Raw genomic sequence first — 22,407 nt, 5'->3', positions numbered from 1 at the left:
CCATGGACTTCAAGCTTCCCATCGGCGATTGGGCCGACGCCGCGGTGATGTTCCTGCTGGACCACGCGCAATGGCTGTTCGACGGCATCGACCTCGTGGTCGGCGCGGTCGCCGACGGCGTCCAGTCCGCCCTGACCGCGCTGCCCGGGGTGGCGCTGGCCGCCATCGTGGTGCTGATCGGGCTGTGGCGGAACGGCTGGCGCTTCGCGCTGTTCGCCGCGGCCGCGCTGTTCGTCGTCGCCGGGCTGGGCATGTGGCACCAGACGGTGGACACGCTGGCGCTCGTGCTGACGGCGACTGCCATCGCCCTGGCCATCGGCGTTCCGCTGGGCATCGTCGCCGCGCGCAACGACCGGGTGGAAACGGTGGTGCGCCCGGCGCTCGACCTGATGCAGACCATGCCGGCCTTCGTCTATCTGATCCCGGCGGCCATGCTGTTCGGGCTCGGCCGCGTACCGGGCATCATCGCGACGATCATCTTCGCCATGCCGCCGGTCGTCCGCCTGACCAGCCTGGGCATCCGGCAGGTCCCGCACGAGCTGGTCGAGGCCGGCCTCGCCTTCGGCTGCACGCCGCGCCAGCTCCTGTTCAAGGTGCAGATGCCGACCGCGCTGCCGTCGATCATGGCGGGCATCAACCAGACCATCATGCTGTCGCTGTCGATGGTCGTCATCGCCTCGATGATCGGGGCGGGCGGCGTCGGCAACGAGGTGCTGCGCGGCATCCAGCGGCTGGACATCGGCCTCGGCGTCGAGGGCGGGCTGGCCGTGGTGATCCTGGCGATCCTGCTCGACCGCATCACCCAGAGTTTCGGAACCCCGGACACGGGGGGTCGCTCCCCCCGGTCCGCCCTGCGCTCCCTGCTGACCCGCCGCCGCGCGGAGCAGCCCAAGGACGACACGCACACGTCTCCCACGCACGGAGTCACCGAAGCGGGATGAACCGCCATCCCCAAAACCATACAAGACAAAGGATTGTTCGCATGAGACGCACGTTTCTGAAGATGATGGCCCTCGGCGTCGCCGCCGTGATCGGCAGCACCGCCCTCTCCTCCGCCAGCTTGGCGGCTGAGGACAAGAAGCCGGTCCGCATCGGCTGGACCGCCTGGTCCGACGCCGAAGCGGTGACCAAGCTCGCGCAGCGCCTCATCCAGGAACGGCTGGATCAGCCGGTCGAGCTGGTGCTGGCCGACATCGGCCTGCAGTATCAGGGGCTCGCCAAGGGCGACCTCGACTTCATGATGATGTCCTGGCTACCGACCACCCACGCCTCCTACCTGGACAAGGTGGGCAAGGACATCGTGCCGCTGGGCATGCTCTACACCCGCGCCCGCCTGGGCTGGGCCGTTCCGGACTATGTGCCGGAGGATCAGGTGAAGACCATCGCCGACCTCGCCAAGCCGGAGATCCGCGAGAAGCTGAAGGGCAAGATCCAGGGCATCGACCCCGGTTCGGGCCTGATGCAGGCGTCGGAGAAGGCGCTGAAGGACTACGGCCTCGACGGCTACGAGCTGGTGTCGGCCAGCGGTGCGGCGATGACCGCCGCGCTCGGCCGGGCCGATCGGCGCGAGGACTGGATCGCCGTCACCGCCTGGAGCCCGCACTGGATGTTCGCCAAGTGGAAGCTGCGCTACCTGGAAGACCCGAAGGGCTCGCTGGGCGGGCTGGAGCGCGTCCACGTCATGGCCCGCAAGAACTTCTACCAGGAGCACCCCAAGGTCGCCGAGTTCCTGACCCGGATGTACCTGCCGCTGGAGGATCTGGAGAAGATCATGCTGGAGGCCGACGCCACCTCCTATGACAAGGCGATCGACACCTACATCGCCAACAACAAGCAGCGCGTGGATTATTGGGTGACCGGCGAAATGCCGGCCTCCTGACCCAGCCCGAGGCCCTGTCCGGACCTTTACAAAGGTTCGGACAGGGCCTCGACGCTGTCCTTCAGCACGCCCTCCAGGCTTCCGGCCAGGGCCAGGGCCTCGTCCGGCGGGGCCTTCTCCAGGGCCAGCGCCAGGTCGCCCAGCCGCTTCGCCCCCACGTTCCAGGACAGTCCCTTCAGCGTGTGGGCGGCGCGGCGGTGTTCCTCGCCGCTGGCCAGGGCGGCGCTGATGCGCGCCACCTGCTCCCACGCGGTGCGGGAGAAGCCTTCCACGGCCTCGGACCAGCATTCCGGACCGAGCGCCTCGGCCACGCTGTCCATCTGTTCGCGGTCCAGCAGCTCCGCGGCCGGGAGGGCCTCCGGAGCCGCCTCGGCAACCGCCTTGGGAGCGGGGCCGCCGACCGCCGCGCCGACCACCGCGCCGACCACCGCACGGATCGCCGCGTCGAGCGCCGCCGGGCGCAAGGGCTTCGGCACGAACCCGTTCATCCCCGCCGCCATGCATTCGGGAAGCGAACTGCCCGAGGCGTGGGCGGTGAGCGCGATCACCGGAACGCCGTTGCGCGGCGCCGGCAGGGCGCGGATCAGGCGGGTGGCGGTCAGCCCGTCCATTCCCGGCATCTGGATGTCCATCAGCACCACGTCGAAGGGCTCCTCCGCCCGTTCCACGCTGCGCACCGCCTCGTCCCCGTCCACGGCGGTGACGACGCTGTGCCCGCCGCGCACCAGCAACCCGCGCACGATGTCCCGGTTCACCGCGTTGTCGTCCACCGCCAGGACCCGCAAGGGGGGCAAGGGGGCGGCCGGCGGGGCCTCCGCGGCGTGGCGCAGCGCCGCCGGATCGCCCGGCGCGCAGGCGACCGAGAACTGGAACAGGCTGCCCTTGCCCGGCGCGCTGGTGACGGAAATCGTCCCGCCGAGCAGCCCGCACAACTCCTTGCAGATCGCCAACCCCAGACCGGTGCCGCCGTAACGGCGGGTGATCGAGCTGTCGGCCTGGGTGAATCGGTCGAACAGCGACGGAAGGGATTCCGCGGCGATGCCGATGCCGCTGTCCTCCACCTCGAACTCCAGCAGGAAACGCCCATCCGGCAGATCGGCGCCGCGGCGGGCGCGGACCGCCACATGCCCGGCGCTGGTGAACTTCACCGCGTTGCCGACCAGATTGAACAGGATCTGCCGCAGACGGGCCGGGTCGGTGACCACCGCCTCCGGCACGGTGGGCAGCATGTGGCAGGACAGGGACAGCCCCTTGTCCGCCGCCGAGGGTTGGAACACCGCCATCACCGCCTCCGCAAGGTCGGCGGGCGCGCAGGTCTCCTCCTCGATGGCGATGCGCCCGGCTTCGAGCTTGGAGAAGTCGAGGATGTCGTCGAGCAGCCGCAGCAGGCTTTCCGCCGAGCGGCGGGCGACGCCGGCCAGACGCCGCTCCTCGGCGTCCAGCCCCTCGCCGTCCAGCAGCGTCAGCGTGCCCAGCACGCCGTTCATCGGCGTGCGGATCTCGTGGCTGATGGTCGCCAGGAACTCGCTCTTCATCCGGTTGGCGTGTTCGGCGCTGTCGCGGGCGCGGCGCAGGTCGGCCTCGATCTGCTTGGCCTTGGACAGGTCGTGGAAGACGCCGATGAAATGCTCCCGCCCGCCGGCCCGCCAGCTCGACAGGGCGATCTCGGTGGGGACCAGCCGGCCGTCGGCGCGCTGCACCGGCACCTCGCGGATCATGCCGCTCGGGCTGTTCCGTCCGCTCGTCTGGTAATCCCGGAACAGGCGGTCGTGGTTGGCGGCATAGCCGTCCGGCATCAGGGCGCTGATGTTGCGCCCGATCATCTCCCCTTCGTGGAAGCCGAACAGGGCCTCCGCCGCCGGGTTGAAGCCGGTGATCACGGCGTTCTCGTCGGTCACCACGATGGGCTGGCCGACCGCGGCGAACATGGCGCGGTAGCGCCCCTCGCTGTCGGTCAGGGAGCGCTCCGCCCGCCGCCGCTCCGTCACGTCGGAGCCGGAGCCGCGGTAGCCGGCGAAGACGCCCTGGTCGTCGAAGACCGGCTTGCCGCTGAGCGACCAGATGCGGATGTCGCCGTCCGGTCCGCGAACCGCGAATTCGAAATCGCGGAAGGGTTGCCGGTCCTCCAGTGCGTGGCGGTGCTCCTCCCAATGGGCGCCGTCGCCGGCCTCGCGCAGGGCGATGTCCTCGCAGCGCCGGCCACGGTACAGCTCCGGATCGCGGATCGACCCGGCGTAAGCTCCCGACACGCCGGCGAAGCACAGGTCGGCGTCCATCTCCCAGAACCAGTCGGACGCCGTCTCCGCGATGTCGCGCAGCTTCGTCTTGCTGGCGCGCAGGTGCCGGGCGGCTTCATCCAGAGTGGCGTGGGCGCGTTCCTGGGCCCGGCTCTGCAGCGTCACCAGCGCGGCCATGAGGAACAGCAGGGCGGTGGTCAGGCCCGCCCCGACGGTGTAGGCCCGCTGCCGCGCCCAGGTTTCGGCCATGAACTCCGCCTCGCCGAAGCCCGCGCTGACGATCAGCGGGTAATTCTGAAGGCTCCGGAAACTGGTCAGGCGGGCCACCCCGTCGACGGGACTGACCGAACGGAGGAAACCTTGTGTTTTCTCCTCCGCCTCCTGCAGGATCGGCGATCTGCCAAGGTCCAATCCGATGATGCGGTCGTCCATGACGCTGCGCGCGCGCAGGATGCCGTCGCGGCCGATGATGGAGATGACGCCGTCATGGCCCACATTCAGGTTGTCGAAGGTGCGCCCGAAGTAGAAGGGGTCGAGCGAGGCGACGATCATCCCGCCGAACCCGCCGTCCGGGGCGGTGACCTTGCGGCTGAGCTGGATCGACCATTTGCCCGACGCCCGCCCGAAGACCGGCCGGCTGATGAACAGCCCGTCGACCGTGCCCTCCTTGTGCACGCGGAAATGCTCGCGGTCGGCCAGATTCACCCGGGCCGGGGCGTTGTCCACGCTGGTCTGGATCAGGTCGCCCTTGCCGTCCGCGTAGGCGAGCTGGAGCAGAAGGTCCGAATCCAGCGTCGCGTTGCGCATCACGTCGCGCAGCAGCGGGCTCTGGCTGCCCAGCCGGTACAGGTCGTAGCCGATGAAGGACAGGATGCGGTCGGTCCCGGCGATCGCCCGCGTGGTCTGTTCCGCGATGATGTGGGCCAGGTTGCCGGTGTCGCGCTCGGCCCGCTGGAGCGCATCGCGCCGATCGCGCTCCGTCAGGTAGAGGGCCGCGGTCCAGGCCGCCGCGGTCAGCAGGAGCGTCGCCATCCACACCCCGGAGACCAGCGCCCTGGATCGGAACGCGTAGGCGCGGTGGCCGTGTTCGGGCAGGGGTAGGGAAGCGGGGGTGTCCGGCATCGCGTCCTCCCGTCTAGCGGAACGCGGCGCCGTCCGTCCCGGTGTAATCCGGGTCGGGGTGGGCGTCGTGAATGGCGAGGATGGACGTCCAGGCGCGCAGGAAGGCGTCGACGCAGACCGGGTCGAAGTGGCTGCCGCTGTGCTCGACGATGTAGGCCTTCGCGGTGTCGAGCGGCCAAGGCTTCTTGTAGGGACGGGCGGTGGTCAGCGCGTCGAAGACGTCGGCGATGGCGACGATGCGGCAGGCCAGCGGGATCTCCTCCCCCCGCAGGCCCTTGGGATAGCCGGTGCCGTCGTACTTCTCGTGATGGCCGAGCGCGATCTCCGCGGCCTCGCAGATGAGGGGGTGTTCGCTTCCCTGGAGCACGGCGTGGCCGATCGCCGGATGCTCGCGCATCACCCGCATCTCGCTGTCGGTCAGCCGGCCGGGCTTCAGCAGGATGGCGTCGGGAATGCCGATCTTGCCGATGTCGTGCATCGGCGCGGCCTCGGCCAGCCGGGCGCAGTCGTCGGGGTCCATCCCCAGGCTCTCGGCGATGACGCGCGAGTAGCTCGCCATGCGCTCGATGTGCAGGCCGGTTTCCGGGTCGCGGTATTCGGCGGCGCGGGCGAGGCGGGCCACCAGCTCCTGCGCCTGCTGGCGGAGCTGGGCGGTCGCCTCCTCCACCCGGCTGCGCAGCACGGCGGCCTGGTCGCGCATCATCCGCTGGCCCAGCCGCAGGCGCAGGAGATTCTGCGCCCGGGCGAGCAGTTCCGGCACGACGATGGGCTTGGTCAGGAAGTCGGTGCAGCCGCTTTCAAGGGCGGCCACCCGCAGCTTCACCGACGTGTCGGCGGTGATCATCACCACCGGAACGTCGGCGAGATGCCGCTGGGCGCGGATGCGCTCCAGCACGACCATGCCGTCGAGATCGGGCATGACATGGTCGATCAGGATCAGGTCGGGCGTGTTGACGGCCAGCCAGTCCAGTGCGTCCAGCGGACTGCCCATGCCGATGGGCTCCGCGTCGTCGATCCGCCGGATGACCGCGCTGGTGATGAACAGCGTGGACGGATCGTCATCGACGATTACAACCTGCATTTTTGCGCCCGCCCCAGACCACCATTTCGGGTATCATTAGAAAATGATACACGGCAAAATCTTAAAGAATCTTGCTAAAATTGGTCATATGAGCGCGAAAAAGTCGCGGCCGGACTGTCCGGCCGCGTGCAGCGGGCCTGTGCCGTGGGGGGCCGCGTCAGCGGGCGGCGGTCAGACCGCCGTTGGCCGGGGTGCCCGGACGGCTGAAGGCCGCGACCAGACGGCGGAACAGGCTGCGCAGATAGGCGGCCCGCAGGGCTTCCGCCTGGCGGCGGATGTTGCGCAGTTCCGTGGACGACAGGGGGTTGGCAAAGCTATCGGCGTTCATGGCTGTCCTCATGGCGGCATCGGGGGCCGCGGTTCGATGGGAATGTCTCTGGCGGAGCCGCTCGGGCGCCGGGGTCGGCGGCTGGCCGTGTAAGGGGCCTGCGCGATGCCGGCGGAGGGGCGGTGCTGCCTGCCTGGATATAATGGCACCGCCGCCGCGAAAGCCAACGCGCCGATAACGCATGGCTTCCATTACTATGATGCAGCGCACAACATGGAAGAAAACGGCGCATCATCTTTTAAGAACACAAGTCTTCGCAGCGCTGTTAAAAGAGTTGGTCGCAGCGCTGTGACGACGGAGACTTCCGCAGCGCTGCGAGGCGCGGATCTCCTGCTGCTCCGGCCCGGTGGAAAGACATCGGACCGGGCGATCCCCGGAGGACGGGTTGACCACGATCCGCCGCCACGGCAGAGTCGGGGTCCGACCGTCGACGGGGAAACCGCATGCTCCGACCAACGCTGCTCGCCCTTGGCCTTCTGGCTTTGCCGACCGCCGCCGGCGCGGCGGGCTTTCCCTGCTCCAAGGCCGCCACCCCCACGGAAAAGGCGATCTGCGCCGACCCGGCGCTCTCCGCGCTGGACGGGCGGCTGGCCGCGTCCTACCGCGCCGCTCTGGAGCAGCTGTCCGGCGCCAGCCCGGAGGAGGGCACGGCCGGGGCGGCGGTGAAGGCCGACCAGCGGGCGTGGCTGCGCGACCGCGATTCCTGCCGCGCCGACGCGGCCTGCCTGCGCCGCGCCTATGACGGGCGCGTGGCGGTCCTGTCCTTCCGCAACGATCCGGCCGCACCCGCGTCGCCCATCGGACGCTATGTGGGGCGCTTCGACCACGAGGGCTTCATCGGCATCGCCGCCATCGCCCTGCGCGACGGGACGGTCGCCGTCAGCGTCAGCGGCGCCGAGCCATCGGCGGGGCGTTGGATCTGCAATTTCTCCGGCATCGGGCGGCTGGACGACCAGGGGCGGCTGATCGTCGGCACGCCCGACGCCGAGGGCGGCGGCCTGATCCTGGTCGCCGCGAAGGACGGCGGGGTCGTCATCCCCGACCTGGAGCCCAACCGCGCCGCCAGCGGCTATTGGTGCGGCCACAACGGCAGCGTCCTCTGGAGCTACCGGCGCAGTCCCTGACGGCGCCCTCCGGCCCGTCCCTGCGAAGAGCGTGCCTGGAGGCCATTCCCAAGATGCATTGCGCGCAATGCGATTGCGCATAACCAATAACATTGCGCGCAATTCGATTTTGCGCGATGGTCTTTTTCGACAACAAGCGGCAACCCGCTTCCCTGATCGAAACGATCCATCTGTTCAAGGAGTGCACGCAATGAAGACCCTCTACACGGCCAAGGCCACGGCGACCGGCGGGCGTGACGGCAAGGCGGAGAGCGACGACGGCCTGCTGTCGGTGGCGCTGGCCGCCCCGAAGGAGCTGGGCGGCAAGGGCGGCGCCACCAACCCCGAGCAGCTGTTCGCCGCCGGCTATTCGGCCTGCTTCATCGGCGCCATGAAGTTCGTCGGCGGCCGCGACAAGATCGCCGTTCCGGCGGACGCCACCGTCACCGCCCAGGTCGGCATCGGCCCGCGCGACGACGGCGAGGGCTTCGGCCTCGCGGTGGACCTCACCGTGTCGCTGCCCGGTCTGGACAAGGCGGCGGCCGAGGATCTGGTGGCCCGCGCCCACAAGGTCTGCCCGTACAGCCACGCGACCAAGGGCAACATCGCGGTGAACACGGTCATCGCGTAACGGGCGCATAACAGGGTTTCTCGCTTGCGGGCGTGTTGCGTGCCATATCCCCATGCGCTATGGGGTCGCGCGCAACAGGCCCGCGACGCGTCCCTGGCTGGGAACCCCCGAACGATGAGCACCGAGAACGACAACCCGCTGCTTCTGGCCAACCAAGCCTGCTTCGCCCTCTACTCGGCGAATCTGGCGATGACGCGGGTGTACCGCCCGCTGCTGGAAGCGCTGGAACTGACCTACCCGCAGTATCTGGTCATGCTCCTCCTCTGGGAACAGAACGGCCAGACCATGAAGGCCCTGGGAGAGCGGCTGATGCTCGACAGCGGCACGCTGACCCCGCTGCTGAAGCGGATGGAAGGGCAGGGGCTGGTCACCCGCGGGCGCGATCCGGCGGATGAACGGTTGGTCCGCATCCATTTGACTCCGCAGGGCACCGACCTGCGCGAGCGGGCGATGGCGCTGCCCGAGCACATCGCGGCCGCGGCGAACTGCCCGCTGCCCGACCTCGCCGGTCTGCGCGACGCCCTGCTGCGCCTGCGCGACTCGCTGAACGCCGCCGCCGACCGGGACTGAGCCCGGCCGCGACGGGCCCTTGTTAACCAGCTCTTTTCAGCCGGCCTCGGCCATCGGCAGGCGCGGCGGCTCCTCGGTCAGCCGCTTGGCACGGCGGGCGCGGGTCTCCACCGTCGCAGCGGTGGTGACCGGCACGAAGTCGGTCGGCCGACGGTCGTCGCCGGTGATCGCCCGCATGGCCGCGACGTTGGCGCTCTCCACCGCCTGCGCCTTGCGCACCTGGGCCAGGAACTTGGCGCTGGGCAGCATCACGTAGGTGATCCCCTCGATGCGGGCGCCCACCTTGTCGTAGAGCTTCTCCGCGCTGGTCAGGATGCCTTCCTCGACCAGGGCGTCCACCGCCGAGGTCACCGCGCGCAGCGTGTCGCGGCGGCGGCTCCACACATTCATGCCGCTGTTCTTGATGATCTCGTCCGCCGACAGGGTCATCGCCCTGGCGCCCAGATCGCCCGGCGCCTCCGCTCCCGAATAGTCGTACTCGGCGCTCAGACGGTTGTAGAGCCAGCGGGACACCGGGCTTTTCAGCCGCATCAGCCATTGGTAGCTGACCGGCTTGAACTCCAGGTTCCGGATGGCCGAAGAAACCAGCGGGTTGAACTGCAGGTGGGTCTCCTCGTCGCCCCCCTCGTCACCGATCAGGTCCGGGCGGGAGCGGATGGCCAGCACCGGGAAGGCCGTGGATTCCAGCAGGTTGGCCCCGCGCCCCTTCTTCACTCCCTCAGCCGGCTTGCCGATGATGATGCGCGAGCGCGCCAGGATGGTCAGCGATTCGCGGATGTCGCGGATCGACAGGGTGTGGCCGACCGCCTTCAGCTCGCGCTGGATCTCGTAGAGGGTGAAGCGCATCTGAACCTTGTCGCGGTTCTCGCCACCCAGCGACAGGCGCGAGCGGTCCATGGCGAGGCGACGCACCACATGCTCCACCACCTGCTCGCGCTCGGCGGGGAAGACCTCATACTCGATCTCGGTCTGGCCGTCGGCCTGGGCGGCTCCGTCATCGCGGCTGATCTGGTCGCGGTTGACCATCTTGGTCAGACGGGCGGGCTGGATGGTCAGGTGGAAGGTGCTGCCGTGATAGGTGAACTCGCGCTTGATCGACGCGACGAAGTTGCCCTTCGCCGGCGCGGTTTCCGCGGACCGCCCGCCGTCGCGCGAGGCGAAGACGTAGCGCGGCGCCAGATCGTACAGCGCGATCAGGTGCGACTGGGAGCGGTCCTCCAGCTCGAACAGAACCAGTTGCAGCGCGCCGGGTGTCGCGATCTTGCTCATCCAATCCCTCCTTGCCCGGCTATGACCATGCGGCGGGAGGCGCTCGCTGACAACCGCTTCGTGATGGGCGACCTCCTTCGGTATGGAGCCTTTGCCCGCGCCTATGGAGCGATAGCCCGCGGGTATGGAGCGACAGCCCGCGCTTTCCCGGCATGGCGTTGACATCCTTCGACTCTGTCCGCGACTCCGTCCCCCGGTGCGAATCGCTCAGCCCCGGCAGGGGCCATGGCGCGGAGCGAGGCGCGGGCTATCGCTCCAGGGCCGCGAGTCTCCCCGCGAGTCGGAACTCCAGGGGGAGGAGCGGCGAAGCGCGAGCAAAAGCTCCATCCTTTGCTCGCCGCCGGCTTCCCACCCAGGGGCGGGTGCAGAGGGCGGGGCGCGGGCTGTCGCTCCATACCCGCGGGATATCGCTCCATAGCGGACGGAGGATCATCCGCCGAACCGCGGGCTGTTGCTCCATACTCCGGCGCTCCAGCCGCGGCCTGTCGCTCCATGCGTCCGACTCCAAGGGCGCGGGCTATCGCTCCAGGGCTGCGGGTTGCCGCTCCAGGATTCCGATTCGGCGATGAAGCGCGGGCTGTCGCTCCATAGCGGCGGGCAAAGGCTCCAGGAGCGCGGGCCAGGGCTTCAACGGCGCGGGTTACCGCTCCATGCCCGGCTATGGAGCGATTGCCCGCGGTTTGAAGAAGAGCGCGCCGCTGGGAATCCTGATCCGCAAAGCCACCGGCCCGCATTCCGTGCGGAGCCGGTCCCGTTTGCCTTGCGGAGACCGCATCATGACACCCCGTGACGACACGCCTTTGGACGACGCGCCGGACTCCGGCCCTCCCGCCGACAGCGGGCGATGGGGCCGGATTCCGGCCTGGTGGCTCGGCCATCCCGCCATCGACGCCGACGGACTGGCCGTCCTGGCGGCGCTGGCGACCTACGCCAACGCCCGCGGCGAATGCTGGCCGTCCCAGGCAACCCTCGCCACCGCGCTGAAGCGCAGCCGCAGCACGGTGAACCGCATCCTCGGCCATCTCGCCGAATCCGGGGTGATCGCGAGGGAGTCCCGCCGCTCCGCCTCGGGCGGACGGCTGTCATGCCTGTACCGGCTGCGGCTGGTCCCCGGCGACGGCGCGATTCCAACGGCCGCCACAGCCGACGGCCGAACCGCGATTCCCGCCACAATGCCCCCTGTGCAGCCGTCGGCCAAGGATGTCGCTCCCGCCGACTCCCCATGTGCGGCGGTGCGACAGAAACAGCCGGAATCCGAACAGACTCCGGACTCGCACACCTCGCGCGGGCCTGCCCAGGCCGTACCGGACGGCTGGACCCCGGATGCGGGGGATCGCGCCTGGGCCGAACGCCGCTTCGCCGGGGTGGATCTCGACCGCCATGCCGAAGGGTTCCGCTTGCGCTGCCAAGCCCACGGCTACCGCTACCGCGACGCCGGGGCCGCCTGGAAAGCGTGGCTGACTCAGGACGCCGCCGCTGGCAAGGCGCCGATGCTCCGCCCGATGAGCCCCGCCACCCCCGCAAGGCCGGCATCGAACGTTCCCGTTCCCGAACAGAAGCTTGGTGCCTGGATGGCCGCGGCGGCGAAGCTGAACGCGGCCCAGGACCACGGTCCGCAAGCCAGCAAACCCGTCTGGAGGTAAGGACACACCATGGCCGCACAGCCGCGTTCCGCTCCGCCCAGGGGGCCAAGCCCCTCGGTCGTAACGCCCTTGCCAACCCGTCCGCCCCCGGCCTTCGACCCGTCCGCCCCCGCGGCCGAGCGCCGCGCCACGCTGGTTTCAGCCTTGCCAACACCCCTCCGGGACGTCCTTGCCTCCGGACGGCTGGAGCGCCGCCCGCGCTTCGGCGACCGCGGCTTCGACGGGGTGACCGAGGAGTGGAGCCCACCCGATGGCGTGACCGACCAACAGGCCCTGATGGCGCGGCGGGCGCTCGATGAGTTGACCGGCTCCATCCTGGCCCCGGCGTCGCCGGACCATCTGCTCGCCCGCGTCCTGGCCCTGCTCAGCCACTACCCGGCCAAGGGAACCGCGCCGGAGGTGGAGCATCTGGTCGCGCTCGACTGGGCGGAGGACCTCGGCGAGTTCCCGGCCTGGGCGGTCGACGCGGCGGCACGAACCTGGCGCCGCACGCAGAAATGGCGCCCGTCCATCGCGGAGATGCGGGCGCTGTGCGAGGAGGCTTGCGCACCGGAATGGGCGCTGGCGCGGCGGCTGTCGGTGATCGCGGCAGCGGCGGCGAGCGCGTCTGGAGACGGCGTGGGCGAGGGGACGGGCCACGGCCGCGCCGGACGGTTGCGCGCGCTGGCCGGGGGAGCGGTCCGGCGGATGGGATGAGCTGACCGCCCGGCTGCGCCGCCTACGGCGTCCGCTCCTCGCGGATCGCCCGTTCGAAGGCGGCCAGCATCTCGACTCCCTCGGCGCCGAACCGCCGTTCGATGGCCTGCCGCACCGCGGGCTGGGTCACCTTGCGGAACGCCTCCGCCTCGCGCGGGGTCAGCGTGTGGACCTCCATGCGCTGCGCCAGCGGCGGCAGGCCGCGGTCCGACGATTCGATCAGGCGGCTGAGGCCGCGGCTGGCGACGACGGCCAGCCGGGCGCCGTTCGTCACGGCCGCGCGGTCGCTGGGCGCGAGGTCGTCCAGAAACTTGGCGTTCATCACCCAGACATAGGGGAGGAACAGGTGGTTGCTCAGCGTCAGATGGCGCTGCACCTCGTCGAAGCGGGCGAAGCGGACGATCGGCACCGGGTTCATCTGGCCGTCCACCGCGCCGGTGCCGAGCGCGTTGTAGAGGTCCGACCAAGCGACGTTGACCGGCGTGCCGCCCAGGCTGCCGATCATGGTGCGGTGCGTCTCCAGATCCATGGTGCGGATCTTCAGCCCCTTCATGTCCTCGGGCTGGCGGATCGGGCGCTTGGAGTTGGTGATGGTGAACAACCCGCCGGGATCGCCGAAGCCCAGCACGGCGAGGCCCGCCTTGCGCCGGATCTCCTCGGCCAGCCGGTGGCCGAAGGGGCCGTCGAAGACGTCGTAGGCGTTGGCGACCGAGGAATAGGCGAAGGGCAAGTCGATGACCGCCAGCATCGGATAGAGCGGCGCCACCCCGCCGACCGAGGAGATGGCCGACTGGATGGTCCCCTGGCGGACCAGCTTCACCGCGTCGCCGTCGCGGCCCATCTGGCCTTCGGGAAAGATCTCCACGCGCACGCGCTTCTCGGTCGCCACCTCCACATGGTTCTTGAAGACGATCGCCATGGCCCCGGCGGTGTTGTCGAAGGCGTCGTTGCGGTTGGGGTGGGCCAGCTTGATGACCGTCTCGGCGGACACCCCGGCGGCGGCGAGCGCCAGCGCCAGTACCGTGCAGGCGGCCAACAGCCGCGCCGTCCATCTGCTTTTCATCGCGTCCTCTTCTGGCTACTTGGTCTTGAAATGCTCGGCGGAGTCCCAGCCGTCGCCGGGCGGGTCGGCGATCAGCCGCTCGCAGCGCGCGATGTAGAGCCGGGCCAGCGCCGCCACCTCCGGCTCGTCGGCCAGCGGCCGCAGCAGGTCGAGCGCGGCCGACCAGCGCCGGCCGCGGTAGAGCGAGACGGCGACGTGCCACTGGCGGCACAGGTCGTGGGTCTCCGGCGGGCGGGCGAAGGCCGAATGCGGGTTCAGCGCGCCGACCAGCTCGAACAGCTCGATCGGCGCCGACAGGCCCGAGGGCACGGCGAGATCGACAGGCCGGAACAGGAAGCGCCCGCGCACCGCGTGCTCCACCGCCCCGGTGACCAGGATGCTGGTGCCGTAGACCTTGTTCAGCCCCTCGATGCGCGAGGCGAGATTCACGTGGGAGCCGAGTGCCGTGTATTGCATGCGGTCGGAGGAGCCGACGTTGCCCACCACCACCTCCCCCAGATGCAGGCCGAAGCGGGTCGGCATCGGCGGCATGCCGGCGGCAAGGCAGGCGTCGTTGATGGCGCGGTTGACCGACAGGCAGCCGAGCGCGGCGAGGCAGGCGTGCTCCGCATGGTCGGGGTCGGGGCGCGGCGCGTTCCAGAAGGCCATGATGGCGTCGCCGATGAACTTGTCCACCGTGCCGCCGTGGCCGTGGATGCAGGCGGTCATCCGCTCGAAATAGGTGGTCAGCCGGTCCAGCACCTGCTGCGGCGGCATGGACTCGCTGGTGGCGGTGAAGCCGGCGATGTCGCTGAACAGGATGCTGAGGGGGCGCGTCTCGCCGCCCAGCTCGCCGCCGTCGCCGGTCACGATGATGTCGCGCACCAGCGCCTTGGGCACATAGGCGCCGAAGCGGCGCAGCCCGCCCTTCATGGCCTCCACGGCGCCGGCCAGTTCCGCCACCTCCTGCACGCGGGTGCGGACGGCGAAGCGGCCGGTCAGGTCGAAATGACGGATGCGCTTGGTCTCCGACACGATGTCCTGCATCGGGCGGGTCAGCCGGTGCGACAGCCAGAGCAGCAGCAGCACCGACACCGCCAGCAGCCCGGCGCCGATCACGACGATGCGGTAGGTGGCGCGGCGCAGCGAACCGACGAACTCGTCCACCTCCACCGCCACGCCGACGGTCCAGCCGCTGCCGATCCCGTCGGCCAGCGTCGCGAACTCGACGATGTAGTCGCGGCCCTGCGGCCCCAGCGGCGCGATGAAGCGGTCGCCGGCCCCGCTGTTGCGGCGCTCCACCGCCTCGGCCAGCACCGGGTCGGGGAAGGTCGCGGTGGTGTGGAGCGCCGCCGCCGCCCCGTCGCCGCCGACCAGCAGGTCGGCCCGGTTGTGGCAGATCACCCGCCCGGTGCCGTCGATCACGAACACCGCCCCGGAGGGGCCGATGCGCAGGGCGTCCAGCCGGGCCGCCAGCCGGTCCAGCGAAACGTCGGCCCCGATGGTCCCGATGGGCACCCCGTCGTCGGTGGCCATCCGGTAGGAGACGGTGACCACTGGCCGCCGGGTCGCCGGCAGCACGAAGGCGTCGGACATCACCGCCGCTCCGGCCTTCTGCGCCGTCACGTACCAGGGAGCGGTGCGCGGGTCTTCCGTCGCCTCCGCCCGCTCCACGCCGGTGACCTGCCCCCAGGAGCGCAAATAGAAGTAGGAATCGGCGAACCGGCCCGAACTGGAATCCTGCATGCGCAGGGCGAGCGCGCTGCCCGGCGGCGGGGTGGCGGGTCCGAAGCGCCCGCCGTCGGGCGCCAGCCGCGCCATCTGGAAGAAGGCGCCGTCCCCGGCGAAGCCGACATAGAGCGAGGCGAGCTGCGGCAGGGTGGCCAGGGCGTCGGAGAAGTAGCGCAGCGATTCGATGCGGCGCAACCCGTTCCGGTCGATCCGCCCGAAGCCGGCCATCGCCTCGGCGACGCGGGCCACCGGGCTGACCAGACCGTTCAGGTCGTTGGTGACCGTCTGGGTGGTGCGCGCGATGGACTGCGACGCGACCTCCAGCGCGGTGCGGGAATTCTCATGATAGAGATAGCTGAGCATCACCGCGATCAGCGGCACCGTCGTCAGCAGGAAGACCAGCGCGATTCCCACGCGCAGGCGTATCCGGTACGGCGTTTGGGACATCGGGCGGTCTCCGGAGGGCCAGGGGAGCAGGGACAAGGGGCGCCTCAGCCGCCGGCCGGGGCGGACAGGTCGCGGACGAAGAGAAGGCGGTCGTGCCCGTCGTGCTTGGGCTTGCGGGCGAAGACGCGCATGCCGACCGACAGCATCCCGCGCACGCTCGCCGTGTTCTCGGGCCGGACGGTGGCGAACCAGTAGCGGTGCCGGTCCGGCGGCAGCGCTCCGTGGGCGGCGGCTTCGATCAGGCGCCGGTGCAGGCCCTGCCCGCGACGGTCCGGATGCACCAGGATGCCGGTGAAGTGCAGTGCCCGGTCGAGGTCCCCGTCCGGAAGACCATAGTCACGGCCCAGATTGTGGGCGGACCGGCCGGGGAACTGCACGGCGAGGAAACCGGCGAGCGCGCGGTCGGCCAGGGCGCCGAGCACCACGCCATGGCCCTCCGCCGGTCCGGCCAGCATCTCCGACAGCTCGGCCTCGGTGAGCGGGTGCATGAGGGGGCCGCAGGCCTGCCGCTGCAGCGCCAGGACGGCGCCCAGCGCGTCCGGCGGCAGAAGGGCGAAGCGCAGGCCGGTCATCGCCCGCCCTCCGTCCGCGCGTGTGGCGCACGCCCGGTGCGGTGCGGTGCGGCCCGCCGCCACGTCAGCAGGGCGAAGAGCAGCAGGCTGCCGGCCAGCAGTCCGCCGATCATCCCCACCCCCTCCGGTCCGGCGCCCAGCGGGACGGCGGCGGCCAGCGTGCCGAACAGCAGCGGTCCGGCGGCCTGCCCGAGCTTGCGGGTGTTGACGTGCAGGGCCAGCACGGAATCGCGCCTCCGCGCCTCGCGCGCCGCCAGAAGCTCGGCATGATGGACCTGGGCGGACAGCCCGAAGCTCTCCGCGAGCCCGATCAGGAACACCGTGGCGAAGGCCGTCCACAGCGACGCCTGGAGGCCGAACAGGGCCAGCGCCCCGGCGATCATCGCCGCGGACAGCAACGTCACCCCCGGGATCGGCAGGCGACGCGCTGCCATCCGGGTCAGCAGCGGCCCGGCCAGCACGACGCACAGGCCGTGCAGCAGGTAGGCGCGGCCCACCGTCGCCGACGACAGGCCGAGGTCCGCGATGAACAGCGGCAGATAGAAGGGCAGGAACATCGCCGCCACCGCGGTGGGCAGGGAGATCAGCGCCAGGAACAGCGGCACCTTGATGCGCCGGTGCCGGGGGTGGGCCATCCCGCACGGGGTGGGAACCGCCGCCGGCACGCAATGCACGCCCGGCGGGACGGTTCCGGGCAGGCGGGGAACGCCGAACGCGGTGTAAAGCAGCCCGGCGACCGGGATCACCGCCCCCCCGGCGAACACCGTCACCGGCCCGTAGGTGGTGGAGAGCAGGGCACCCGACACGGCCCCGCAATTCACGCCGGCGTACATGCCGGCGAACAGTCCGGATTGCAGAGCGGACGTGTCGGAAACCCCGCGCAGCCGCCCGATCAGGGCGTTCGCGGCGATCAGCCCGACCATGCTGCCGGCGCCGCTCAGCCCGCGGGCCAGCACGAACAGCATTGGGTCGGCGACCACCGCCGCCACAGCGGCCAGCGCCATCCCCGCCGACGCCGTCGCAAAGCCGGCCAGCGAGACCGCCCGCCAGCCGAACCGGCCGGTCAGCCGTCCGGCGGCCAGCGCTGCGGCGACCCCGCAGAGCATTTCCGCGGTCAGCGGCGCCGCGGCCATCTGGGACGGCGAGAGCAGGGGAAAGGGGGCCCCGCCGAAGCTGGTCATCAGCAGCGGGACGAAGGACACCGGCAAGAAGGCGCCGAAATACATCAGAAAGGCCGAGAAGCGGATGGAGCCGGCGAAATCGCCGCTCGCGCCCGGCATGGGCCTGCCCGGTTCGGCCCTGCCGGTCTGGGAGCGACCGTCGCCCGAGCGGCGGGCCATCCGCGTCCTCCCGCCGAGAACGCGGTCCATCTCGAACATGAACAGCAGCGAGGTGACGAGGATGGTCGCCATGTCCAGCCCGAACTCGGTCAGCTGCGCGGCCACCCGGTCGCCATCCACCACGGCCACCAGCTCACGGGCCTCGCCGCCGCGGTCCTGGGCGAGCGGCCAGCGCAGCGTCACGTCCGGCATGTCCGACAGGAAGGGGACGCCGCTCACGATGTGGCGGGCGTCGTGGCTCGGCGGGGTGGCGCCGGGGAGGGCCAGCTCGATGGATTGCAGGGTCGGCATGCTGGCGCGGATGCGCTCGAAATAGCCGTCGACCCCGGCCAGCGACCCGTAGTCGAGCCCACGGCGGACCACCGACTCGACGTCGTTGCGGATCATCCGGGCGACGATCTGGGTCGCCTGTTCGGCGGCCTCCAGATGGGCGGTGGAGATCAGCGTGTAGCATTCCGCCGCCGCCGCGGTCTGGGCGGCCAGCATCGCGCCGAGCGCCAGCAGCCGGCGCAGGCGCTCCAGTCGGACCCGGCGCCCTTCCGGCGCACGGCGCAGGCCGAAGGCCATCACCAGACCGGTCAGGCCGAGAAAGCCGACCGTCCCCAGCCCCGTCCACAGCAGCTGCGGCAGGGTGCGGTCGCGGAACTCCTCGACCCGGTCGTCGACCCGGGCGCTGTCGGACTGGATGATCAGGAAGCCGGCGGGGGCGTCCGCTTTCCGGTCGTCCCGCTCCGCCTCGCCGGGGTTGCGGATCGGCAGATAGAGGACGTAGGTGCCGTTGTCGGCATCGTGCCGGAACCAGAGGGTGCGCCGCTCCAGCTCGGCGCGGGCGCGGCGCAGGGTGGCCTCCGGCATCGGCTCCACGGGCCGCCCCCGGGCGGTGGCGACGACGCGCCCGTCCGCCACCGCCACCCCGATCCCCCGCGCCCAGGGCAGGTTGGCGGCGAGCTGGTCGAGGATCGCCTCCAGCCCGTAGAAGTCGTCGAGCGGCTTGCCGTAGCCCAGCGCGTCCTGGACGTTCTCGACGGTCTTGCCGCCGACCACCGCGAAGGCGGCCATCAGCGCGCCCGCGTAGTTCTGGCGGAAGGAGCCGAGATTGATGCTCAGGCTGAAGGCCAGAGTCACCCCGACCAGGAGCACCGACACCAGGAAGGCGCGGAGCGGGCCGGAGCGGCCTTGCGCGGCACCGGACGAGGCCATGGCTTAGAGCACTCCGTGCAGTGAATCCGCCGCCAGCAGCGCCGGAAAGGGGATGCGGTAGCCGATGGCCGCCGCCGTCGCGGCGTTCCAGGCGATGGAGGGCGTGTCGAAATAGACCTGCGGCAGGTGGCGCAGCGGCTCGCCGGTCATGACGCGGGCGAGGGTGGCGGCGCCGAAATGGCCGATGCCCGCCATGTCGGCGCGGGCGATGCTCATCAGCGCGCCGCGCTCCACCTCCTCGGGGCCGAGCTGCGAGAAGGTCGGGACGCGCCGTTTCAGGAAGGGCCGGACCAGTTGGGAGAAGCGGTCCAGCGGCCAGCGCCCGTAGGTGATGTAGACGGCCTCCGCCTCGCGCGACAGCGCCTCCCAGGCGTCGGTCAGCTCGACTTCGTAGCGGTACTGGTCGAGATGGTCGATCGGCGCGCGGACGTGCCGCCGCACCAGCGCGAAGCCGAGCCGTTCGGCCGACGCCTCTATGTCGGGCAGCGAGGCGATGGCCCGCCCCGTCGGGCTGTCGTCGTAGGCGATGCCCAGACGCTGGAATCGGAAGGTCCTGTGGAAGATGGACAGCTGGCGCTGGAACCGCCGCGGGTCGAGATGCGCCCACACATGGTCGCGCCCGGTGTCGGTTTCCGACTCGACGATCCCGGCGGCGATCGGGTTGGTGCAGGAGAAGGCGAGGACCGGCACCCGGTGGGCGTCGGTCGCCAGGGCGACGCCGGCGACCGTGCCCATGACGATCATCAGGTCGATGTCGCCCGGGTCCTGCAGACGCCGCACCAGCGCGGCGGCGCCCTCGGCCGTCAGGTTGGTGGCGTGGGCGTCGGGGACGAAGTCGAGAACCGGGCTGCCGGCGCGGGCGGACAGCCAGGACCACAGGCCGGCGGTGTCGGTCTGCCCCGGCCGGTAGGGCAGGCCTGTCAGCGGGCCGGTCCAGCCCATCCGCTCCAGCTCGCCCAGGATGGCGGCGAGCGTCGCGGCGTAATTGCCGTAGGGCATGGATTCGGCGTAGCCGATCCGCCAGCGCCGCGGAACCTCCCGGACCGACGGCAGCGGGCGGGGGGCGGCCAGGGCCTGGGACGGCGGGCAAAGGGCGGCGAGGCCGGCGGCTCCAGCGCTGATGACCCTAGCGCTGATCGCTCCGGTGCTGATGGCCCCGGCCAACCAGTCGCGGCGGGTCATCGTCGCGGCTCCGGGCGCGTCCGCCGGGGTTCGGCGGTGGGAGGCTGGGACCGGTTTGCTCATTCCGTCTGGTCCTCCCTCGCGGCGTTCGATCGGTAGCGGCGGACGACCCGCGGTCCGAGAAGCGGGACCGCGCTGGGGCGCAGCCCGGACCGCGCCGCGAGGGTTTCCGCGGTGATCCGGTGATCACCCTGCCGCCCGATCAGGACCGCCTCGTCGCCCGGCTGGACGTCGGGGATGTCCGTCACGTCGGCCAGAAGGCTGCTCATGAAGGCGCGCCCCAGGACCGGCGCCGGGCGCCCCCGGATCAGCAGGACCCCGCCAGCCAGCCGGTGCAGGTGGTGGCCGTCGGCGAAGCCGAAGGGCAGGACCGCCACCGGCGTGCGCCGGGGCGCCGCGCCGGCGGCGGCGTAATCGGCGACGTCACCCGGTTCCAGGGCCGTCACGCGGGAGACGCGGGCCTTCACACTCATCACCGGGGCCAGGGGCAGGGGCGGGTCCCCGTCGGCCATGCGGATGCCGAACAGGGCCGCACCACAGCGCACCGCCGTGCAGCCGATGCGCGCCGCGGCCCCGGTCAGCAGAGGCCGGTCGAGGGCCGGGCTGCTGAGCGCATGGACCAGCGCCGGCAGCCGTCCGGCGGCCCGCGCCGCCTCGACCGCCTCGCCGAACCGTTCCAGCTCCGCCAGCCCGCCGTCCTCATAGGGGCCGTAGGCGCCGGACAGGTGGGTGTAGAGCCCCTCGAGCCGCAGCGCCGGCGCGGCGGCGACCGCGGCCAGCAGGTCGGTCAGCTCCGCCCGCGGCACCCCGAAACCGGCGAAGCCGGTGTTCACCCGGACATGCACCTCCACCGTCCGCCCGGCGCGGTTGGCGGCGGTGGCGAGCGCCCGCGCCTCCGCCGCGCTGGTGACGGTGGCGCCCAGCCGGTGCAGGGCGGGCAGCCGGAGCTGGCTGGGCAACGGCGGGTCGATCACCAGGATGGGGGCGGTGATCCCGGCCCGCCGCAGGGTGATTCCCTCGCCCATGTCGGCGACCACCAGCCCGTCGATCCCGAACCGCTGAAGCGCCCGGCCGACCGGCCCGGCGCCGTGGCCATAGGCGTCCGCCTTGACCACGCCGAAGACCGCTTGGCCGGGAAGGCCGTGGCGCAGCCGTTCCAGGTTCCGGCCGAGGGCGTGCAGATCGATGTCCGCCCAGGCGGTGGTGCTGCCCCGCCGGCCCGTCCGCGTTCCCGTCATGCAAGGAACTTCGCGCTGATGTCGGTCGAGGATTCCCGGCCGATCTTGTCGAAGTGCTGGTCCAGGAACTCCTCGGCCTTGTGGCGGCCCGTTTCGAACATGTAGGTCAGGAAGTCCCAGTCGGCGTTCAGCTTGCTGGTGACGCCCAGCTTCTCCACCACCTCTTCGGCATCGACGGTGTGGATGTGCATCTTCTTGTGCTTGTCCGGGCTCAGCTCGCCGGAATCGATCAGCTTCGAGACGAAATCGACGACGCGCAGTTCGCGCATCATGCTGGAGTTGAAGCTGAGCGTGTTGACGCGGTCCATGATCTCGCGGGCGGTGCGCGGCGGCACCGGCACGCGGACCGGGTTGATCTGGACGATCAGGATGTCGCGGCTGTCGCACTGGTCGATCAGCGGGAACAGCGGCGGGTTGCCGGAATAGCCGCCGTCCCAGTAGAAGGCGTTGCCGACCTGTACCGCCTGGAACAGGAAGGGCAGGCAGGCCGAGGCGAGCACCGCGTCCACCGAGATGTCCTTCGGGCCGAACACCTTCAGCCGGCCGGCGCAGACGTCGGTCGCCGCGATGAAGGTCTTGCAGGCCGGCGCCTTGCGCAGCCGCTTGAAGTCCACCACGTCCGACAGCACGTCGCGCAGCGGGTTCATGTTCATGGGGTTCAGCTCGTACGGCGACATCATGCGCGACAGCGCGTCGAACATCTGCCAGAGCGGGGAGAAGTCCATGTTCCCCTTGCTGAACATCTTGTCGAGCGGGGTCGGCTGGAGCGGTCCCTTCTTCGCCTCGTCGGAGATGCGGCGCCAGAACTCGCGCAGCTTGCTCCGCGCCCCCTCGGGACCACCGATGGTCAGGCCATAGGCGGTGACGGCGCAGTTCATCGCGCCGGCGCTGGTGCCGACGATACCGTCGATGGTCAGGCGCCCGTCCTCCAGGATGCGGTCGAGCACGCCCCAGGTGAAGGAGCCGTGGGCGCCGCCCCCCTGGAGCGCGAGGTTGATCGGCTTGGCGCTCTTCCGGTTGGCGGGCTGGACGGCGGGGGCGGGCATGGTCTGGTCGGGCATGGATGACTCCGGTCGTTGGCGTCCCGGTGGCGGTC

Annotated in this window: 18 protein-coding genes; 7 read left to right on the top strand and 11 right to left on the bottom strand. The window is 70.9% G+C overall.

Annotated elements, in window-relative coordinates; translation table 11 throughout:
• Nucleotides 1-2: 2 nt before the first annotated feature.
• Nucleotides 3-941 carry an ABC transporter permease gene (locus tag FBZ83_RS08415; RefSeq protein ID WP_145682012.1) on the top strand — a complete coding sequence of 313 codons (939 nt, stop codon included), beginning with the start codon at nucleotides 3-5 and terminating at the stop codon, nucleotides 939-941.
• A gap of 41 nt (nucleotides 942-982) precedes the next feature.
• Nucleotides 983-1,879, top strand: coding sequence for a glycine betaine ABC transporter substrate-binding protein (locus FBZ83_RS08410; protein ID WP_247888218.1), 897 nt, complete (start codon nucleotides 983-985; stop codon nucleotides 1,877-1,879).
• 26 nt (nucleotides 1,880-1,905) lie between these two features.
• Here the strand turns inward: FBZ83_RS08410 and FBZ83_RS08405 are convergent, their stop codons facing one another.
• The 3 genes from FBZ83_RS08405 to FBZ83_RS31380 form a co-directional block, all read right to left on the bottom strand.
• Complete coding sequence (locus FBZ83_RS08405; protein ID WP_145682011.1) at nucleotides 1,906-5,238, bottom strand: PAS domain S-box protein; 3,333 nt, start codon at nucleotides 5,236-5,238, stop codon at nucleotides 1,906-1,908.
• A 13-nt stretch (nucleotides 5,239-5,251) separates the two neighbouring features.
• A complete protein-coding gene (locus tag FBZ83_RS32295; RefSeq protein WP_145682010.1) occupies nucleotides 5,252-6,319 on the bottom strand; it encodes an HD domain-containing phosphohydrolase in 1,068 nt (355 codons plus the stop codon).
• A 157-nt stretch (nucleotides 6,320-6,476) separates the two neighbouring features.
• Complete coding sequence (locus FBZ83_RS31380; RefSeq protein WP_186466010.1) at nucleotides 6,477-6,647, bottom strand: RSP_7527 family protein; 171 nt, start codon at nucleotides 6,645-6,647, stop codon at nucleotides 6,477-6,479.
• Nucleotides 6,648-7,090: 443 nt separating this feature from the next.
• Here FBZ83_RS31380 and FBZ83_RS08395 point away from each other — a divergent pair, with 443 nt between their 5' ends.
• From FBZ83_RS08395 to FBZ83_RS08385, 3 genes are all read left to right on the top strand, one after another.
• Complete coding sequence (locus tag FBZ83_RS08395; protein ID WP_145682009.1) at nucleotides 7,091-7,771, top strand: lysozyme inhibitor LprI family protein; 681 nt, start codon at nucleotides 7,091-7,093, stop codon at nucleotides 7,769-7,771.
• A gap of 190 nt (nucleotides 7,772-7,961) precedes the next feature.
• Nucleotides 7,962-8,381, top strand: coding sequence for an organic hydroperoxide resistance protein (locus tag FBZ83_RS08390; RefSeq protein WP_109068709.1), 420 nt, complete (start codon nucleotides 7,962-7,964; stop codon nucleotides 8,379-8,381).
• 114 nt (nucleotides 8,382-8,495) lie between these two features.
• Nucleotides 8,496-8,951 carry a MarR family winged helix-turn-helix transcriptional regulator gene (locus FBZ83_RS08385; protein ID WP_145682008.1) on the top strand — a complete coding sequence of 152 codons (456 nt, stop codon included), beginning with the start codon at nucleotides 8,496-8,498 and terminating at the stop codon, nucleotides 8,949-8,951.
• Nucleotides 8,952-8,987: 36 nt separating this feature from the next.
• Here the strand turns inward: FBZ83_RS08385 and FBZ83_RS08380 are convergent, their stop codons facing one another.
• A complete protein-coding gene (locus tag FBZ83_RS08380; RefSeq protein WP_145682007.1) occupies nucleotides 8,988-10,220 on the bottom strand; it encodes a plasmid replication protein in 1,233 nt (410 codons plus the stop codon).
• A 776-nt stretch (nucleotides 10,221-10,996) separates the two neighbouring features.
• Between FBZ83_RS08380 and FBZ83_RS08375 the strand changes: the two genes are divergently transcribed.
• Both FBZ83_RS08375 and FBZ83_RS08370 read left to right on the top strand, forming a co-directional pair.
• Nucleotides 10,997-11,863, top strand: coding sequence for a helix-turn-helix domain-containing protein (locus FBZ83_RS08375; protein ID WP_247888217.1), 867 nt, complete (start codon nucleotides 10,997-10,999; stop codon nucleotides 11,861-11,863).
• A gap of 144 nt (nucleotides 11,864-12,007) precedes the next feature.
• The gene (locus FBZ83_RS08370; protein WP_247888216.1) at nucleotides 12,008-12,559 is read left to right on the top strand and encodes a hypothetical protein; all 552 of its coding nucleotides are present in this window, start codon (nucleotides 12,008-12,010) and stop codon (nucleotides 12,557-12,559) included.
• 22 nt (nucleotides 12,560-12,581) lie between these two features.
• Here the strand turns inward: FBZ83_RS08370 and FBZ83_RS08365 are convergent, their stop codons facing one another.
• The 7 genes from FBZ83_RS08365 to FBZ83_RS08335 are packed head-to-tail and all read right to left on the bottom strand — an operon-like array spanning nucleotide 12,582 to nucleotide 22,372.
• Nucleotides 12,582-13,622, bottom strand: a complete 1,041-nt coding sequence (locus FBZ83_RS08365) for a DctP family TRAP transporter solute-binding subunit (RefSeq protein WP_145682004.1) — start codon at nucleotides 13,620-13,622, stop codon at nucleotides 12,582-12,584.
• Nucleotides 13,623-13,637: 15 nt separating this feature from the next.
• Nucleotides 13,638-15,779 carry an adenylate/guanylate cyclase domain-containing protein gene (locus FBZ83_RS08360; protein WP_145682003.1) on the bottom strand — a complete coding sequence of 714 codons (2,142 nt, stop codon included), beginning with the start codon at nucleotides 15,777-15,779 and terminating at the stop codon, nucleotides 13,638-13,640.
• A gap of 44 nt (nucleotides 15,780-15,823) precedes the next feature.
• Nucleotides 15,824-16,351 (bottom strand): GNAT family N-acetyltransferase, encoded by a 528-nt coding sequence (locus tag FBZ83_RS08355; RefSeq protein WP_145682002.1) that lies wholly within the window; start codon nucleotides 16,349-16,351, stop codon nucleotides 15,824-15,826.
• On the bottom strand, nucleotides 16,348-18,891 hold the full coding sequence (locus FBZ83_RS08350; protein ID WP_145682001.1) for an MFS transporter: 2,544 nt from the start codon (nucleotides 18,889-18,891) through the stop codon (nucleotides 16,348-16,350). Before FBZ83_RS08350 ends, FBZ83_RS08355 begins: the two co-directional genes overlap by 4 nt.
• A gap of 3 nt (nucleotides 18,892-18,894) precedes the next feature.
• Entirely contained in the window at nucleotides 18,895-20,136 is a 1,242-nt protein-coding gene (locus FBZ83_RS08345; protein WP_247888215.1) for an ABC transporter substrate binding protein, read from the bottom strand.
• The gene (gene alr, locus FBZ83_RS08340; RefSeq protein ID WP_145682000.1) at nucleotides 20,133-21,311 is read right to left on the bottom strand and encodes an alanine racemase; all 1,179 of its coding nucleotides are present in this window, start codon (nucleotides 21,309-21,311) and stop codon (nucleotides 20,133-20,135) included. Before alr ends, FBZ83_RS08345 begins: the two co-directional genes overlap by 4 nt.
• A complete protein-coding gene (locus FBZ83_RS08335; protein WP_145673995.1) occupies nucleotides 21,308-22,372 on the bottom strand; it encodes a patatin-like phospholipase family protein in 1,065 nt (354 codons plus the stop codon). The genes alr and FBZ83_RS08335 overlap by 4 nt, the downstream gene beginning before the upstream one ends.
• Nucleotides 22,373-22,407: the final 35 nt, after the last annotated feature.

The organism is Azospirillum brasilense (assembly GCF_007827815.1).
Lineage (GTDB): Bacteria > Pseudomonadota > Alphaproteobacteria > Azospirillales > Azospirillaceae > Azospirillum > Azospirillum brasilense_C.
This window is presented reverse-complemented; position numbering and strand designations above follow the sequence as displayed.